Consider the following 18,711-nt stretch of genomic DNA (forward strand, 5'->3'; position numbering starts at 1 on the left):
TTAAGGCTCCACCGTAGGTTCTAGTCGTTCTGTGTTTGGTTGCTCTTCAGCCTGATGCTGCTGTTGCATTTGACGCTGTTTGTATTCAGAAATATGTTCACCTTCCAGTGTTTCTTCCGAAATTAAATATGGAATCAAATGTGCATTTGGATCCACGCGTTCGCCACCATATTTGGTTTCAGGTAAATTTTCACTATCGAACGGTTGTACGCTAATGGTTTGCCCATGCTCATCGGTTTTAAGCAAAGTTTGTTCATAGAGCGCATTATTTTGGATTTGCATAGCGGTTTGGTAAGTGTACTTCTGAATTGGACTTGCAAAGACCATATAGCCAATTAAACCGACCAATAAAAGATAAATGGTTTTGTCATTGCGTTTTGGTGCTTGCTCAGGCAAGGCTTGATAGGTGGTATAAGCAGGCTCGATAGGGTTATCTTCAGGCTTTGTTGCACGCCAGAACAGAATAAAACCCACACGAGTAAAGGCGATAATGCTGAGTAAGCTGACGACCAAAACCGTCAAAATGATCAACAACTGATAAGGTGAATTAGAGGTTGCTTGTAATATAAAAACCTTACCTAGGAAGCCACTAAATGGAGGCAAACCAGCCATCATCAAAGCAATTGTAAAGTAGGTAATAGAGAGTATCTTCTGCTGTTTCATTTGAGGTGCGATTTTAAAGTGGTCTTTAAATTCACCGCGTTGTGAAGTAATCCAACCACTTAAAATGTAAAACGCGGCTGCAATAATAGTACTGTGTACCAAATAATATAGTGCCGCTGCCCATGCCAAAGTATTGAATAGGGAAATGGCGATTAAAATCGTGCCTACAGAAGACAAAATCATAAAACCAATGAAACGACGTAAGCGTTCCGCACCCATCGCACCAATCACACCATAGACAGATGTAATCAAACCAATTGGTAATAAAATGTATTGCAGAATTTCACGACTAATTGCATCGTCAAATACGGTGCCGTTGACACGTAAAATGGCATAAATACCGACTTTAGTCATGATGGTGAACAGAGCCGCCACAGGCGTCGTTGCCACCGCATAGGTTTTGGGTAACCAAAATCCGACAGGTAGCATGGCTGCTTTAATGCCAAAGACTGTAAACAACAACAGCCCACCTGCAACCGCGATACGGTGTTGATCGCCTTCTAATAATGGCATCAAACGTGCAACATCCGCCATATTGAGGCTGCCGACACTGCCGTAAATCATGCCAAGGCCAATCAGAAATAGGGCTGATGCCAACAGGTTAATGGTGACGTAGTGAATGCCCAGTTGAAAACGCGCTTTGCCTTGACCATGCAGTAACAAGACATAAGAGGCCATCAACAAAATTTCAAAGAACACGAACAGGTTAAATAAGTCGCCTGTCAGGAAAGCGCCTGTGAGACCCATCAGCAGGAAATGACACATGGCATGAAAGTAACGTCCACGCTCATCCCATTCTTTACTGGCAAACCACATTACAGGAACTGCCAAAGCATAGGTTAAGACCAACATGAGTGCAGACAATTGATCGAGGACCAAAACAATACCAAATGGCGCTGCCCATTCACTCAGGTTGTAAACGCTGATTTGCCCTGAGCTTGCAAAGATCAGATAGTTGACTGCGGTGAATAAACCGAGCAAACCTGAAGTATAACTGATACCCCGACGCCAAGGTTGTCGCCAGTCTTGTGCTAAAGAACCTGATCCCGGATTACCCAATAACACCAACACAAAAGCGGTAAGGGCAGGGATTAGAATACTAAAAATTGGGGTGTGTTCGGTCCAAAAGTGGATGAAGTCATTCATTATGGCTCATCCTCACGTGGGTCAATTTGTGGTATTTCTTCTTTAGAGTCAACGTGGTCGGTTCCTGTTTCATAGCGACTGCGTAAGGCCAGTTGTACAATAAAAGCAGTGGTGGCAAAGCCAATCACAATTGCGGTTAACACCAAAGCTTGTGGAAGGGGATCGGTTGCTTTGCTGGCTTCGGTGAGTACCGCAGGCGCATTGATTTGGAGTCGGCCCATAGCAAATAAAAATAAATTGACGGCATAGCCAATCATGGCAAGCCCAAGCACCACAGGAAAGGTACGAGCACGTAAAATCAGATAAATACCTGTTGCAGTCAATAGACCAATAGCGGAGGCAAGTAACAATTCTAAACTAATCATATTAATCCCCCTTTGGTACGACTGGACCAGACATGCTGGAGTGACGAGAGTCACCTAAAACAGAAATGAGCAACATGGTCGCGCCTACAACCGTAATATAAACACCGACATCGAATAGTGCTGCGGTTGCAAGATGCATTTCGCCTAAAATTGGTGGCGACACATAAAAGTGTGCGCTGGTGAGGAATGGGCGTCCCCAAAACCATGCACCTAAGCCTGTTAAGCCTGCGATAACTAAACCTGTACCAATCCAGATTTCATACAAACGACCTGATTTGGCTTTGAGCAGCTGTTCCGCATGGTCTTGACCGAGTGCCATGTACTGAATAATCAAGGCCAAAGCGGTAATTAAACCCGCGATAAACCCACCGCCCGGCAGGTTATGCCCGCGTAAGAAGATATACAGACTGACCACCAAGGCAATCGGTAAAATCCACGATGCGCTAATGCGAAGCATGAGTGGCGATGGATTGAAACGGTAGCTGAGACCTTGGGTCATGGTGGTACCGTGAGCACGCATACCATCCATTAAACACAGTGCACCGATGCCTGCAATACCGAGGACTGTAATTTCACCAAAGGTATCGAAACCACGGAAGTCAACTAAAATGACATTGACGACGTTGGTTCCACCGCCTAGTGGAATCGACTGTTGCATGAAGAACCATGAAATGGAGTTGTGATCACGGGTTAAAATGAGCCATGTAATCCATGCAATGCCAAGTCCGCCACCAATCGCAATGAGAGCATCGCGCCAACGACGTGAGACACTTGATTCATACGGTGTGAGTTGCGGTAAAAGCGATAAACTCATCAATAGCAATACGGTAGTGACCACATCGACGGTGATTTGTGTCAGAGCTAAATCTGGTGCAGAGAAGCAGACAAAAATCATGGTCACGACTAAACCAATCGCGCCACTGATCAATACCGCTTTAATGCGTTCATGGTGAAACCAAAGCATCATCCAGCATGAAGAGAATAACAGTAGCCAAAGTACGATCGCTAAGGCTGGAGCATGGGCGAGTTCACGTGTACCTGTGCTAATGCCTTGGCCCAAGAATGGAATGGCTACTAAAACAATGCTAAATAGTACAATCCAGAGCAGATAGCTCTGTAATTTACCGTTTTCAGTCAATCGTTTAAATTTGCGTGAGTTGAGCAGGAGTGACTTTAGGAATAAGTCAAAAGCCACTCGACCTTGCAGACGACCTAAATATGGATCAAGATCAATTTCTCGAATTTTGCCGCCTTTCGCCAGACTGAAATAGAAAATTAGACCGCCGACCAAGGCAATAGCACTCATCAACAATGGCAGGTTAAAACCATGCCATAGGGCAAGATGTGTGCCTTCAAAATTCATCATTTGGGTACTGGCGCGTGCTGTACTGTTAACGATGTTTTCAACCATTAGGGCAGGGAATAAGCCGACTAAAATACATAGAATCGCCAGTAAAGTGGCTGGTGCACGCATGCCAAACGGTGGCTCATGTGCATCTTTGTTTGGGACTTGTTGGCCTACAGGACCATCGAAAAAAACGCCGTGAACTAAACGTACAGAGTAAGCTACCGCAAAAATCCCCGCCAGTGTCGCGACAATCGCAGAGCAGATGAGCACAGGGCCAGACAGGTTGCTGAGCAGCTCAGTAAAGAACATTTCCTTAGATAAGAAACCATTGGTCAAGGGCACGCCAGCCATCGACGCGGCAGTGACCATGGTTAGCGTAGCGGTATAAGGCAACAGTTGCCATAACCCACTAAGCTTACGCAAGTCACGTGTGCCTGACTCATGATCAATAATGCCCGCAATCATGAACAGCGCTGCTTTAAAGGTGGCATGGTTAATAATATGAAAAATCGCCGCAGCGACAGCCAATGGTGATCCAATCCCCAACAGACACATGATCAGGCCGAGGTGGCTGATGGTTGAATAGGCCAATAAACCTTTCAGGTCTTCTTTAAAGATGGCAAAAAATGCAGCCATACACAGGGTAAACAGGCCAATAAACGTGACCAAATTATGGAACAGTGCCGCACCTGCAAAAATCGGTAACAGTCGTGCCACCAAGAAAAGCCCCGCTTTGACCATAGTTGCTGAGTGTAAATAAGCAGACACGGGGGTCGGGGCTGCCATCGCGTTGGGTAACCAAAAATGGAATGGAAATTGCGCACTTTTGGTAAAAGCACCAAGTAAAATCAGCAGCAGCGTCGGTACAAATAAAGCATGACCTTGAATCTGTGTGGTCATTGTCAAGATTTGATCAATCTCATAGGTGCCAGTGATTTGGCCGAGCAAGATGAAACCACCCAGCATGGCCAGTCCGCCCATACCCGTAATGGTCAAGGCCATTCGTGAGCCACGTTGCGCCGCATCGTAATTGCTCCAATAACCGACCAACAGAAAAGAGGAGATACTGGTCAGTTCCCAAAAAACGAGGAGTAAAATTAAATTATTGGAGAGTGAAATTCCAAGCATGGCTGCCATGAACAACATGAGCAGTAGATAGAGTTTATTGAGAGAATTTTTGGGGCCTAAATAAAAATAGGCATAAATATAAATGAGGGTTCCGATGCCGCTGATGAGTAAGGCAAAGAGGAGGCCTAAAGCGTCTAGACGGAAACTGAAGTTAATGCCAAGCTGCGGCAACCACGACCACGACTGCGTAATGACAGCGCCATTAAACACGTCTCGTGCTTGGGTCAGTAATAAGCCTAAACTTGTCATACTGACCCCAACAGCTGCGAAGGCGGTTAGCCTACGTGAGCTCTGCTTCAGTAATGAGACAAGGGTTGTGCCAAGTATTAACGGTAACAATATAATAATCGGTAGCACACTCGTTTCCATTGTCGTGAATAGGTCAAAACCTATTGGTGAATCTCATCTTTCAAGGATTACAGGACTGCAAAGAGCAGCCCAAGAGTTTCAATCTTGAAAGCCAATGTGAAATTTAAAAATAATGAAGTTGTGTTGCGCAACTCATGAAGCGTTATAGCAAAATCCGATTTCAGTTAGAAATTTGCAAGTAAAACCGATCATATAACATGACTAAAACAACATCAATCTTTTTTGCGCTGACGCAAAACATTATACGCATGATGGTCGTTTCTTGGTGGCTAGGAGGTACTTTCTCAGTGCAAGAAATGTAAAAAAGCGACCATTGGTTGCCTGTTTTTAGAGTTGAAATGGTGATACTGATGAAGCCGGCTAAGATAATGGATTAGTAGATGAGGCATCATCTTCAGCACTGAGTAAAGCAATCAAATGCTGTTGCTGTTCGAGAGAGAGTTGCTGCTGTATTTGTGTGAATAATTCAGCCACATTTAAATCTTGAGGTTCAGCCGCAATCGGTTCGATGGTTCCATTGGTCGCTTCATGATTGGCAAGGTTTTGGTAAATGGCATCGAACTGATGTTGCAGTGCATCGAGCTGGATCGGACTTAATTGTTTATTTTCCAATTTGAGGCACTGAAACTCGTTGGCTTGTTCCAGCAGCTCACTTCGGTTACCTGAAGCGATAATTTGCAGTCGAGGAAAAGCCTGATTTAAACGTTTTAAAATGACTTGTGTCATATTTTGATCCAGTTGATGATCAATCGCGTCAATCAATAGCACACCGTCACCTTCTAAGCATGGGAACAGGCTTTCAGGGTTGAGTAAGCATAAACGTCGCACAATATCGCCAATGAGTGCCACCCAGTTGCGGATACTATTGGAAAGCTGTTGATAGAGCATGCTGTTGCCCTGATAGCGCACCATCAGTTGTAATTTGGGATGATATTGCAGATACATATCTTCAATCTCAGGCAGCACGGTTGCTAAAGCCTGCTTGAGCGCCTGTAGGCTGGGTGACTGAATGTGCGCTTGAGCCTGAGTGAGTTGATAGCTTAGAGGAATATCGGGTGGCATACTTTTGGGCTGATGCAGTATCGTTTGTAAAAACTGCGCAGTTTGCGCATTTTCGATATCGCTGATTTCACGAAACCATTCAAAGAAACGAGCAAAGGTGGTATAGGGAATAGCTGAAATTTCATAGGCATGTGCATGTTGGAAAATCAGGGGATTGTTCTTGCTGAGAATATTCATCTCATTGACAAAACGTTCCGCAGGATAATACGCAATCAACGGTAAACCTTGCAGTGGATCTTGTAGGGTTGCCTGCTGATATAGATTGACCAGTTGTTCGAGTTCCAAGGTTTCCACTCGACTGATGCCAATCCCTTGTTGGTTTAAGGTTTTGTAGAGTTGCCATGTATAAGGTTCGGGTGCAGCATCGGCTATTGTAGGTTTGAGAGCATACAATTCAGCGGGTATAGCAACTTGAATATCAATTTTGGACTGTAGGCGGTTCAGCATAATGTCGTGATCTAACATCACCACCCCCGCAGAGCGTAAATCTTTATAGCGGGCTGCAAACCAAGTCAGAGCCTGATAACTAAAACGCAGAATAGAGGTTTTGCCTGAGGCTTGATCACCTAAAATTAAAGTGACAGCTTTGTCGTGATAAGAAAAATCGACTTTGAGGTCAGCAAAATGTAGGATGTGTTTCAGGTGAATGGATTGAATTTTCATAGAACACCCGCAGACCTGGTTGCTATTTTTACATTCGATTATCCAGCTACTTTACGCAATGAGCTTGGCATCTGTTTTTTCAGCTGTTGCATCAGGTCGTAAATGTGATGAATATTTAGACTTACTTTAGCACGTGTACAAGCCACGTAAAGCAGTCTTAACTCTTCATCACTAATTTTATGGTCTTTGTCGTTGACCTTAAATTGGTAATCATCTTCGATGTGAACGCGGTTCCACTCTAAGCCTTTGGCTTTGTGGGCGGTGGAAATAATATAATCCGCTTGTTCAATCGGTGTAATCTTCGCAAGGGCTTTTTTGAGTGGATCGGTGCCATGATCATCTACCAATTTCACTAAAGGCTTGATGTCACTGCCGTCATTGGTTTCGCAGTATTCATGTACATCGTGCCAAGAATTAAACCATGCCAGTTCAGGCACATCGGTGACGCGTTTACCTTGTTTCAGCATCGCTGCGGCATCGACAAAGCGGTTCAGTTTGACATGGTCGGCTTGTAGGCTGACTTTATCGCCATGAACCAATCCTGAGAGTAACAGTTCCATAGCGCGGGCATTGGTGCGACATAAAATCGCATCGCGCATTTTGGTATGGGGTTTGTTGACCACTTTAGAGTTGAGCTGAGGGTTGCCCATGAGCGGTACAGTTTCATTTAAGGCACCTAAAATAGCATTGGCATGTAATGCAATCTCTTCACCAAAACGGAACGAGGTGGTGAGGCGCGATTCAGGCAAAGGCAGTTGTTGCATGGCATTGACTGCGCCACGCCATGCATAAATTTGTTGGTGGGCATCACCGACATAAATCACTTGCGTATTGCGCTGTTTCAGTAAGATGCCCAACATTAGCGGATCGGCATCTTGGGCTTCATCAAATAACACATAGTCACTTGGGATATTCGGTTCAGACAGTGCCCACAGTTTTAAATAAATGTCGTGACCAATCCCCGCTTGATGATGAGGGTCGATGGATTCTAACCAACGACGTTCAATGGCAGGGTAGAGGTGCTTTTGTAGTGAGTCGATGTCATCGGGATGCAACCAGCTCGGTGCTTGTAAATGACGCGGTGCTGGGTACTGAGAACTGGTTGAACAGAAGTGACTCACGGCATTGGCCACAAGGCTGGCCAAACGGGATGGCATCAACACATATTTTTCATAACGTCCGCCCATCATCCGTCTTAAGGTAATCGGTTCAAGACGGTATTCTTTTGCGATAAAACTCGGACTTAAGCGAGGTAGACGAAGTTTGTCGGTCACTCCACGTGGAACACTGCGAAAAGCAAGCGAGTGGAAAGTTCGGCAGTCGACATTGCCATGAAACTTCGTTTGCGCTTCGCTGGCAATGGCTTTGTTGAATGCCAAATACATGCCACGTCTTTGTGGCATGGCATCGCTAATCATTTGCAGGGTAGTGGTTTTACCTGTGCCTGCATAGGCAATCACTTTAAACGATTTGCCCAGACGTGCGTTATCAATGGCAATGGCTTGCTCATAAGTCGCGCTCGGTTTGATGATATTCGACACAGGCAATAAACTTAGTGGTTACGGTTGGCTTTTTCAAGCAAACCAGAAAGCCCTTGACGACGTGCCAATTCATTGAGAACCACTTGAGGGTCTAAGTCGAAATAACCTAAAACCACAATCGTATGGAACCAAAGGTCTGCCACCTCATAGATCAAATCATTTTTATGATCTTCATTGGCTTCAGACTTAAAATCTTTCGCGGCAATTACTGTCTCAATGGCTTCTTCACCAACTTTTTCTAAAATTTTGTTGAGACCTTTGTGGTACAGCTTTGCCACATAAGACGAATCTGGATCTGCTGCTTTACGCTCAGCCATCATTTGACCGAGGTAGGACAAAACTTCAACTTGTTCAGACTGCGCCGTTGAGGCATTCATTGCCAATGTATGTGGATTGGTCGATTTTTCACCATAAATCGCGTTCGGGTCTTTGAGCTGTACATCCACAATTTCCCAGCCATTTGGTGTGAGTTTGCGGTAGAAGCATGATTCGCGACCTGTGTGACAGGAAATCCCGCCGTGCTGTTCAATTTGTAGCATGATCACATCGGCATCGCAGTCGAGACGAATTTCATGTACGGTCTGAAAATGTCCAGATTCTTCGCCTTTGTGCCATAACTTGTTGCGTGAACGAGAGAAATACACAGCTTGGTTTTTCTCGGCCGTCAAAGCCAAAGCTTCACGGTTCATCCATGCCACCATCAGCACACGACCCGTTTGATGATGCTGTGCAATGGCAGGGACTAAACCTTGTTCGTTAAATTTTACTTCATCGAGCCATTGCAAATTGTTCATAAGATTTCACCAAGCGAATAAATATTGAGAGTGTTACGATGTCAACGTAGCGCGCTATAGTCTACGTGATTTAAACAGAATAGAGGAGAAACTTTCTACAGTTATCTCACCGTGGCTTAATTGATATATTTTAGAAATTCATCTATCGTCACCCATCCAAAGCGGATGACGATGATTGTCATCGCATTTTACACAGAATGATTGTTTTGTTTTGCAATATCCTGATAGTTCATTTGACTGAACATGCCTAATTTTAAACCTGAAATCGTCACCGCCATTTCTTTACGGAAATAGGGGATTCGATACATCCAAGCAAAGCTTAAATCTCGTAAACCCCCTGCCCACCATAGCTCAGATTGGTAAAGTGGTGTGAGTAAACGACTTAAAAATTGATAGAACGTCGTCGAATTTTGACGGTGTTGATGATACGTTTGCCAGAGTTGAACATAATCAATGTTCTCATTTTTTCTTGCGCTTTGAACCGCTTGCCCCAAAGCCCATGCATCTAAAAGGGCCATATTTGCACCTTGTCCCAGTTGTGGACTCATTGCATGTGCGGCATCACCCATGACACCAATACGACCCTCACCAAACTTAGACAGTACCACATCACGATAATTTGCCGTCAACCATTGCGATTTTTGTTCAGGCTGGGCAATGACTTGTTCTAACCAATCCGCAGCAGGTTTCCAACGCTTAGACACTTGGTTTAACCAGTCTGAGTGCGCTTGTGAGTTGTGTAGAAAATTATTCAACTGATGGCTTGGAAGACTCCAAAACACACTCGACAGTCTTTGCTTGGGTTCATGTGGCACTGTGCCTGTTGGTAAGATTCCCAGCATCATTTTAGAGCGGTCATGAAACTGATGTAAAATTTCTGTATCTAATTCAAGGCATTCAGGAACAATCGTCCATTTGGCTCCCCAAGGATAAGCTTGATCAACCTTTACCCATTTTTTTGGTCTTAAAAGGCTACGTGCACCATTGGCAATGATCACAGCATCAAAAGCTTGATCAAATGCTTCGCCATCTTTTGTACCCAAAACTTGGATATGATTTGATTTTTCTTCTAATTTTTGAATGTCGGTATTCATTTGCCACGTAATGAGTTCAGAATATTCACAGCATTTATTTTCTAAAACATGGCATAACGTTGCTCGGTGGATACCGACGCCATAAAAATCAGGATGCGCTTGTTGATAATGACTATTGACCAGTAAAGTTCCACTCGGTAACTGACCTTTGAGTCCTGTGACTTTTGCACCCAGTCTTAAAACTTCATCTAAGAGACCTAAATGCTCAAAAACAGCTAAACCAGAGGGCTGGAGTAACAGTCCTGCGCCGACAGGTTCGAGTTCTGAGGCTTTCTCTAAAATACTGACTTGAATATTTTGCCGAGCCAGTAAAATCGCAGTGGCTAATCCAGCGGTTCCTGCACCGATGATGGCGAAGTGGGGGGAGTGATTAGAAATCATAGATCGAATGATTTAACCATTGTCTAAAAATGAGTTCATAACGAATATCATCAGATTTTTTAATTGGTCGATATTGATTTGAATGCAATCCTCTAACGAGCTTGCAATAACATTTTTTCCGCATGATTCGTTCTGTAATTCAATGGCTTGATCATACTTTTCTTGTTCACTTAAAATTATTTTTAGCATAAAAAAAATGTAATCTCGATTTTTCTTTATTTGGTCAGATTAAACAAGATTACATTAATGCGCAAATTTTGTTTATAAATCTTGTATGACCTGTGCAAAATGCTGTTTTTCCACCATTTCCAAGAACTCATCACCTAAGCGCTGACTTTCAGAAATACATTGGTTCCACATTTGAATGCGCTGTTTTTGGTCGAGCCCTTTGAGGGTGAAATCTTTACGATCGGGCAGGCGCCCTAAAGGTAAGCTTTGTAAGTAGTCTTGGGATGGAGATAGGAGCAGGGTACGGGCTTGATTTTCAGGATTGGCGCGACGCTTAAACAGTTTATCAAACCAGCCCGGCGTAATGCTGTCCGTAAAGTGCGGATAAAGCACAATGCCTTGACTCTCAAAAGGCAGGTCAATGTGATAGTCAATCAGACCGCCATCGCGATAACTGCCTTGGGGTGCATCTGGAATATCGCGAATCGCGGCCATCACGCCTGGAATAGAGGCTGAAGCAATCAACCAAGGCAGAACATTTTTAGCAGTGAGACTGTGATAATGAGTGAGGAAATCATCTTCTACTTTAAATTGTTTGCCAATGTTGGGCTGACTAATCACCCGTTGCATAAAGTGGCGACTATGTTTCCGTGCAACAGCGGTTGTGCCGATGATCCCTGCTACAGAGGCCAAGAGCGGCAGAACTTGGTCACTTTGGAAGATGTGCTGTGCTTTAATCGAGAGGACTGCAAGGTGGTAGTCTGGATGATCTACTAGTTCCTCTTCTTTACCTTGCACCAAGTCGAGCAGCATGCCACGGCAAATATCACTGACTTCTTGGCGTTGCATTTTTTTGTCAAAATACAGGTTGGTATAGAGTTCACCTAAACGTTCAGTACCTGCTTTTGCACCGTGCGCCAAGATGCTGGCAAAGCGCCAACTGCCAATAGACGAACCAATCAGTGTCCGTCTTTGTGGTGCACGGGCAAAGAACTCACCAAAAATGGCTTGGTCTAAACCTTGAATTCCGATGCCTTTGGGTCCACCTGCGGCACCGGGTACAATATCGACCTGTTCAGCTTGTAAGCCTTCGCTTTGAATGAGTTGACGTGCTAATTTGCCTGCACGAATGCTTAAAGCGGGAGGGTGTTTATGCAGGATTTGAGTCATCGTGATTATTCAAAGAGACAATATATATTGTCATTTTAACTGACGAGAGAACCAGCGCATTGGCAAAAGTGATCCAATAATGACTTGGAGGTCACTTCCTACTTAAACGTTAAACATAAAAAAGCCTGAGAGACTCAGGCTTTTAATACAGCAGAACGCGTTTATTTAAACACGCGCCACACTGCCAGTAAGCCAGTGAGTACAATTAAGATCACTGAAATAAACCATGGCGAGATAATCGCAATCGACAGCAAAATGGCCATGAGACTACCAAAAATCCAGCTCCGTTTTTGCTGATGCTCCATTTGCAAGCGCATACTTTGTAGTTCATTGAGCTGTTTAGCATGCCAAGCTGATTGGTTTTTAAGACCATTTAAGCTATCGACCAACAGCGTTGGGAAGTCTTGCGCCCCTAAAAGTAAGTCCGGAATTTTTTGTCCCAGCTCTTTTAGGTTCTTCTGTGGATTCATTTGTGCTTTGATCCAATCGGTCAGGATTGGCTTTGCTAAACTCCAAATGTCCAGCTCAGGGTAAAGGTCTGTGCCTAAACCCTCAACATGCACGAGGGTTTTAAGCAGTAGCATCAACTGTGGTGGAATTTCCAAATGGAAACGACGTGCAATATCCATCACTTGAATCAAAATGCCTGCGAAGTCCAATTCATGCATGGGTTTGGACACCATTGGCCCGACCGTGCGACGCATTTCACGTGCTAGAGCATCTTGGTCTGTGCCCGGTGGAATCCAACCAGCTTGATGCACGATTTGAATCAGTTGCATAAAGTCGCTGTTCATGACCGCAAGCAGCATACGTGCCACAGTCATTTGGTCGTGCTTCGACAACTCTCCCATAATGGCACAGTCCAACGCAATATAACGTGGTTGGCTTGGGTTTAGGGTTTCAACGAAGACATTGCCCGGATGCATGTCGGCATGGAAAAAGTTGTCACGGAAGACTTGGGTAAAGAAAATGGTTAAGCCTTTTTCCGCCAGATCTTTACGATCCATGCCCAGCTTTTCAAAGGTTTCAATGTCTGAAATAGGAACGCCCGTAATGCGTTCAGCCACCATCACGTCTTTGCTGTCCATATAGACTTCAGGCACATACATCATGCTTGAGCCTGTAAAGTAATGGCGCATACGACGAGTATTGTCAGCTTCTAAGGTCAAATCCAGTTCATTTAAAATGACTTGACGATAGTCCTGAATAATTTCAGATAAGTGCAGTGCACGCGCGGCTTCTAAGCGTTTTTCTAGAAAATCACCTAGCCATTCTAAAATTTCAAAGTCTTGTAAAATTTGACTACGAATATCGGGACGGGTGACTTTCACCACCACTTCGCGGCCATCATGTAAAGCCGCCGTATGGACTTGAGCAATCGAGGCGGCTGCCAATGGCTGTTCGTCGAAGCGTGCAAACAGCGTATTTACATCGGCTTTCAGTGATTCCTGAATACGCATTTTCGCCACATCAGAACCAAACGGTTTGACACGGTCTTGGAGTAAAACCAGTTGTTGTAGCACTTCAGGTGGAATCAGGTCACGACGAGTAGACAGGAGTTGTCCCATTTTAATCGCCAGTGGTCCCATTTCCTCTAAAGCGAGTTTCAGTTTCAAGGGGTTTTTGCGTTCACGGCTGGACCATGCCGCTGGATGCATACGAATTAGCCCTAGTGCATGACGTGCTTTTTCAGGCAATTCTTCCGCAGGAAACAACGTGTCGAGTCTATAGTGCGCGGCAATGCGCCAAAGTTCGAGTAAACGTGAAACGTGCGGAATCATATATGCAAATACCTAGTTTTGAGTTGAGTCTTGTGTGTCAATCTGTGCTTGAAGCTGTTGAATTTTGGCTTCGGCACGATCTAAGTTTTGATTCAGAATACGGGTGTCTTGGTGTAGATCATCCATTTGCCAACGCGGGGCAAATAGACCACTGTCTTCTTTTAAGGCATCTTCAGCAAAAAACAAATGACTTTGTAAGGTTTGTTTGATGTGCTTCGGTGCCAGTTGGATTTTGGCCAGTTCATGCGCCAAACTTGGGCCAAGCCACGGGCTTAGATGCGCAGCCAAGTCTGGCTCAGCTTGTTGCATAATCCGTTGAATATCTTGCAGAAGGTGATAATCGCCTTGGAGCGGGATATTGCCAACATCATCCGCCAGTAAAAGCTTGAGCAGCTCAACCACATTGGCCACCGTTAAAGTGGCGGTTGCTGGGGTGTGAGACTGAGCTTGATCAAAAGGGCGTTGTTCAAAAATGGATGCTGTTTCACTATGCCCTGTAACGGTAGGTTCTAAGCGCACTTTAGCGTGGTCAAAGAACACATCTACAGACAGTTGCGGGGATGCGATCACCACACGTAACATCTTGCCTTGTAGTTCATTGAGCTGGATGCGAGTGATCGCATCCAAATTAATCACATGATGAATTAATCGTTCAACTGCACCGAGTGCCAGAATCGACCACATAATTTGCCCTTAAACGTTTAATTTTAAAGTTTAAAACCACGGTGTACAGCAACAATACCACCTGTCAGGTTGTGATAGTCACAGTTTTGGAAGCCTGCATTTTCCATCATGCCTTTGAGCGTGCGTTGGTCTGGGTGCATACGAATCGACTCGGCTAAATATTTATAGCTTTCTGAGTCATTGGCAATGATTTTGCCCATGATCGGCAGTGCGGTGAATGAGTATAGGTCGTACAGTTTTGAAAATGGCTCAAATACAGGTTTAGAAAACTCTAAGACTAATAAACGACCACCTGGCTTAAGGACGCGGTACATCGCAGCAAGTGCTGCATCTTTATCGGTCACATTACGTAGACCAAACGAGATGGTGAGTAAGTCGAAGCTGTTGTCTTCAAATGGCTCTAGGGTTTCAGCATTGGCTAATACGAAATCAACATTGGTACAGCCAGCATCAATCAGGCGGTCACGGCCAACATTAAGCATAGATTCGTTAATGTCTGAAAGTACCACATGACCAGTAGGACCGACTTCACGACTAAATACTTTAGCCAAGTCACCTGTCCCGCCTGCAATATCCAGTACGCGTTGACCACGACGTACCCCTGACATATTGATCGCAAAGCGTTTCCACAGACGGTGAATACCAAAAGACATCAAGTCATTCATAATGTCGTATTTGCTCGCAACCGAGTGGAAAACTTCAGCCACTTTTTGAGCTTTGTCTTCACTGCTGACCGTTTGGTAACCAAAGTGTGTGGTACTACCGACATTACCTGTGTTGGCACCACGAGGAAGATTGTATTTGGGTACAGAACCCGTCACTGGGGTATCAGTCAACTGTTGTTGTAATGATTTTTGCTGACCTTGTGCTGTGCCTTGGGGTAATGGTTCAGTTAAAAATGGACTCACTTTGTCTGTGTTTTGTGCCGACTCTGGATTAGCGGTAGGCGTTTGATTTTCATTCGACATGGGAGTCACTCCTAACATAGCAATAGGGTAAATGTTGCAGTGCATGCATGATGACAGATTCTAAGACGTTGTACAGTAACCATCATGCAATTGTGCTGAATAATATACAGAAAAACAGCAGAGCTATGCAGCCACTGCCTTATTTTTATCAAGGAATAATCTGAAATTTACTGAAATGGGTATAGATGACCCGAATGTACTTTGTCAATAATTTGACGTTCCACCGCAGTAAAGTCTTTCACAAATTTCTCCGCCGACTTTAGCGGTTTCATGGCCAAAAAGCCATCTTGCATAAAATCATACATGATATTGAAGTTGTATTTATTGGCTGTCCCTTTACACATCTTAAAAGCGGTATAGACCATAAAAGAGCGCATGTATTTATCAAGGTTTTTACCGAGTTGGTCGAGTAAATACAATTGTTTGAGACGATCTTCGCCTTGTTCCAGTTTTAAATAGGCTTGGCGCATTAAGTCGTCGGTTAAAGGCTCGTTAGGATGATGTTCCTTGAGGAGCTGTATCGCCACTTGTTCGTCCAGTCGTACGGCCAAAATCGCCAATTCAACGCCCGATGTGCCTGTTTTAATAGCATTTTCAGGAATCAATTTTTCAGCTTTGTGTGCATAGCGATTTAAACGTGCAATTTGTCCCGCCAAAGCATCAAAATCTGGGCCACCATATAAACGGTTGATAAAATACTCGGCCATCAACAGATTTTGCTTTTCTGCGAAAGCTTTGTTGTGAGTGCGCTGCATTCGCTGTTTTTGCCAACTTTGTACATCCTGCAAACGTTGGAAGAGCACCGAATCTTGATGATAATGTAACTGGTAATACTGTTCTAAAAGCTCATCGAGGGCGGCGAGTTTGGACATTTGCTGTCTCAGTTCTATTTTAAGATAGCTAAATCTTAGTGTGTGATGATCGAACTCGCTATGACAAAGTGACAAAAAAACTATTTATTTGCAGTCAGTTTGCTGTAGAAGTAGTCAAAAGGTAGCTTTGAAAACCATGTATAGCATGATCTTTTGGGGTCTAGTGATCTGATTAAATACAAGAAAGGCGGGGTTATGAACACAGAAATAACAGTCAATACAGAGCTGAATGAAGAACAACTTTCATTGGATTTAATTGAAGCGCAATATGCGTTGATGAATACCCGTGATCAGAGTAATGCAAAAAGTTTAGTGATTCTGGTTAGTGGAATCGAGCTTGCGGGCAAGGGCGAAGCAGTGAAGCAACTGCGTGAATGGGTCGATCCACGGTTTTTATATGTCAAAGCAGATACTCCACATTTGTTTAATCTAAAACAACCGTTTTGGCAGCCTTATACTCGATTTGTACCTGCTGAGGGACAAATTATGGTGTGGTTTGGTAACTGGTATGGAGACTTGTTGGCTACGGCCATGCATGCTTCCAAGCCTTTAGACGACACTGTGTTTGACGAATACATCAGCAATATGCGGGCTTTTGAGCAGGACTTAAAAAACAACAATGTAGATGTGTTAAAAGTCTGGTTCGATTTGTCGTGGAAGTCTCTGCAAAAACGTCTAGATGACATGGACCCGAGTGAAGTGCATTGGCATAAGTTACATGGGTTAGACTGGCGTAATAAAAAACAATACGACACTTTGCAAAAACTACGTATGCGCTTCACTGACGACTGGCAAATCATTGATGGTGAAGATGAAGATGTGCGTAATCACAATTTTGCACAAGCCATTTTAACGGCGTTATGTCACTGTCCAGAACACGAGAAAAAGGCGGCATTAAAGTGGCAGCAAGCCGCTGTAGCAGAAAGTTTGACACAGTTTGCCCCTGTGACCGCGGAGGCGGACAGCTATAAAGCAGAGTTAAAGAAACTGACCAAACAAGTGGCTGATGCCATCCGCTGTGATGACCGTAAAGTGGTGATTGCTTTTGAAGGGATGGATGCTGCGGGTAAAGGGGGAGCGATTAAGCGCATTGTGAAAAAGCTCGACCCACGGGAATATGAAATTCATACCATTGGCGCACCTGAAAAATATGAGTTACGTCGTCCATATTTGTGGCGTTTTTGGAGTAAGTTGCAGTCGGATGACATTACCATTTTTGATCGGACGTGGTATGGACGTGTTCTGGTTGAACGAGTCGAGGGTTTCGCAACCGAGGTGGAGTGGCAACGGGCCTATGCGGAAATTAATCGTTTTGAAAAAAATTTGGTGAATAGTCAAACGGTGCTGATAAAGTTTTGGTTGGCGATTGATAAAGATGAGCAAGCGGCGCGTTTTAAAGCCCGTGAAAGTACTCCGCATAAACGCTTTAAAATTACGGAAGAAGATTGGCGCAATCGCGACAAGTGGGATGACTATTTAAAAGCAGCTGCAGATATGTTCGCACATACCGATACGCGCTGTGCCCCTTGGTATATCATTTCTACCAATGATAAGCAGCAGGCACGAATTGAGGTTTTAAGGGCAATTTTAAAACAGCTCAAAGCAGATCGAGAAACCACAGATTAAGTAAGAAACCCAGAGGAAGGTTATTTGGCTTATTCAAGGCTGAGCAGGTTGCGAATGATATTGTCGCGTATGGAAAGAATTTAGGGTTTAAAAAAAATGCCAGTCAGGTTTCTAATGGACTGGCATGACGGTGATTTGACCATCTATATATAGAGAATAATTCAGCTCTAATTATTAACCCAAAGGAATTTGGGTCACTGGCGCTGCAACAGGAACACCTTGTTCAACGGCCTGTTTTAGTTGAATACCTTTAGCCAACTTATACGATTCCTCGACATGGGTTTCTGCAATTTTTTTCATCACAAAGTAGCCCAAACTTGCTGCAATCATCTGTCCACCAAGGGGAATGAATTTGGTGACTTGTTTGGTAATGAATTTGGCTGCCATGTTATTGATGGATTTTTTCACGGCTGTACGTGCGACCACCAGTCCAGAAAATTCCACGCCACGTTTACGCAGTTCTGACCAATGTATTTGCTTGGTTTCTGGGTCGTAAACACTGACTTGCTCAGGGGTTAGGCCAAAGCGGGCATTAATTTCTGGGATTAGTTGTGACAAAATCCCGACATCAATCACCACATCGAGAAAAGGAACAGGAATGACCGCTGCACCTGCGGAAACATAAGCCCGTTTTTTAACCAGTTCTAAACATTCTTCGCGAATTTGTTCTAAATTTAAAGCGGGATCAATTTTTTCTGGAATGTGCTCTAATTTCATCTTTTAAACCCTAAAATATCCTGATTCACATTGATTCTAGTTTTGCTTAAAGTGTCTATTTTAAAGCAAATTTTAAATAGAAATATGTCATCAAAGTGACATAGACAGAACCAGAAGTATAGTCAATAATCTGTGTGCTTTTGTAGATTTTTCATAAGATGGTCATTTGAG

14 protein-coding genes are annotated in these 18,711 nt (G+C 44.0%); 1 reads left to right on the plus strand and 13 read right to left on the minus strand.

Translation table 11 applies throughout. From position 1 onward, the window contains the following. The 12 genes from GBI16_RS02275 to GBI16_RS02330 all read right to left on the minus strand — a co-directional run bounded on the left by GBI16_RS02275 (position 1) and on the right by GBI16_RS02330 (position 16,197). Positions 1 to 1,809, minus strand: coding sequence for a monovalent cation/H+ antiporter subunit D (locus tag GBI16_RS02275; protein WP_086209686.1), 1,809 nt, complete (start codon positions 1,807 to 1,809; stop codon positions 1 to 3). Further along, positions 1,809 to 2,174 (minus strand): Na+/H+ antiporter subunit C, encoded by a 366-nt coding sequence (locus GBI16_RS02280; protein WP_086209685.1) that lies wholly within the window; start codon positions 2,172 to 2,174, stop codon positions 1,809 to 1,811. The genes GBI16_RS02275 and GBI16_RS02280 overlap by 1 nt, the downstream gene beginning before the upstream one ends. 1 nt (position 2,175) lies before the next feature. Further along, positions 2,176 to 5,019 (minus strand): monovalent cation/H+ antiporter subunit A, encoded by a 2,844-nt coding sequence (locus tag GBI16_RS02285; protein ID WP_086209684.1) that lies wholly within the window; start codon positions 5,017 to 5,019, stop codon positions 2,176 to 2,178. Positions 5,020 to 5,379: 360 nt separating this feature from the next. Then, positions 5,380 to 6,744 (minus strand): AAA family ATPase, encoded by a 1,365-nt coding sequence (locus GBI16_RS02290; protein ID WP_086209683.1) that lies wholly within the window; start codon positions 6,742 to 6,744, stop codon positions 5,380 to 5,382. Positions 6,745 to 6,782: 38 nt separating this feature from the next. Next, a complete protein-coding gene (locus tag GBI16_RS02295; protein ID WP_086209811.1) occupies positions 6,783 to 8,285 on the minus strand; it encodes an AAA family ATPase in 1,503 nt (500 codons plus the stop codon). A gap of 11 nt (positions 8,286 to 8,296) precedes the next feature. After that, entirely contained in the window at positions 8,297 to 9,079 is a 783-nt protein-coding gene (hisIE, locus tag GBI16_RS02300; RefSeq protein ID WP_086209682.1) for a bifunctional phosphoribosyl-AMP cyclohydrolase/phosphoribosyl-ATP diphosphatase HisIE, read from the minus strand. Between the two features lie 188 nt (positions 9,080 to 9,267). Beyond that, positions 9,268 to 10,554 (minus strand): NAD(P)/FAD-dependent oxidoreductase, encoded by a 1,287-nt coding sequence (locus GBI16_RS02305; RefSeq protein ID WP_151706436.1) that lies wholly within the window; start codon positions 10,552 to 10,554, stop codon positions 9,268 to 9,270. A 261-nt stretch (positions 10,555 to 10,815) separates the two neighbouring features. After that, entirely contained in the window at positions 10,816 to 11,892 is a 1,077-nt protein-coding gene (locus GBI16_RS02310) for a patatin-like phospholipase family protein (protein WP_151706437.1), read from the minus strand. Between the two features lie 161 nt (positions 11,893 to 12,053). Then, on the minus strand, positions 12,054 to 13,673 hold the full coding sequence (locus tag GBI16_RS02315; RefSeq protein WP_151706438.1) for an AarF/ABC1/UbiB kinase family protein: 1,620 nt from the start codon (positions 13,671 to 13,673) through the stop codon (positions 12,054 to 12,056). Between the two features lie 12 nt (positions 13,674 to 13,685). Beyond that, positions 13,686 to 14,357 (minus strand): SCP2 domain-containing protein, encoded by a 672-nt coding sequence (locus GBI16_RS02320; protein WP_119064138.1) that lies wholly within the window; start codon positions 14,355 to 14,357, stop codon positions 13,686 to 13,688. 23 nt (positions 14,358 to 14,380) lie between these two features. Beyond that, positions 14,381 to 15,325 (minus strand): bifunctional demethylmenaquinone methyltransferase/2-methoxy-6-polyprenyl-1,4-benzoquinol methylase UbiE, encoded by a 945-nt coding sequence (ubiE, locus tag GBI16_RS02325; RefSeq protein WP_086209677.1) that lies wholly within the window; start codon positions 15,323 to 15,325, stop codon positions 14,381 to 14,383. 167 nt (positions 15,326 to 15,492) lie between these two features. Then, on the minus strand, positions 15,493 to 16,197 hold the full coding sequence (locus GBI16_RS02330) for an FFLEELY motif protein (protein ID WP_110974260.1): 705 nt from the start codon (positions 16,195 to 16,197) through the stop codon (positions 15,493 to 15,495). Positions 16,198 to 16,392: 195 nt separating this feature from the next. Here GBI16_RS02330 and GBI16_RS02335 point away from each other — a divergent pair, with 195 nt between their 5' ends. Next, positions 16,393 to 17,823, plus strand: coding sequence for a phosphate--AMP phosphotransferase (locus GBI16_RS02335; RefSeq protein ID WP_151706439.1), 1,431 nt, complete (start codon positions 16,393 to 16,395; stop codon positions 17,821 to 17,823). Between the two features lie 174 nt (positions 17,824 to 17,997). Here GBI16_RS02335 and GBI16_RS02340 read toward each other — a convergent pair whose 3' ends face one another. Continuing rightward, a complete protein-coding gene (locus tag GBI16_RS02340) occupies positions 17,998 to 18,540 on the minus strand; it encodes a hypothetical protein (protein WP_086209674.1) in 543 nt (180 codons plus the stop codon). Positions 18,541 to 18,711 lie beyond the last annotated feature (171 nt).

The sequence above is a fragment of the Acinetobacter sp. TUM15064 genome (assembly GCF_008980265.1).
Lineage (GTDB): Bacteria > Pseudomonadota > Gammaproteobacteria > Pseudomonadales > Moraxellaceae > Acinetobacter.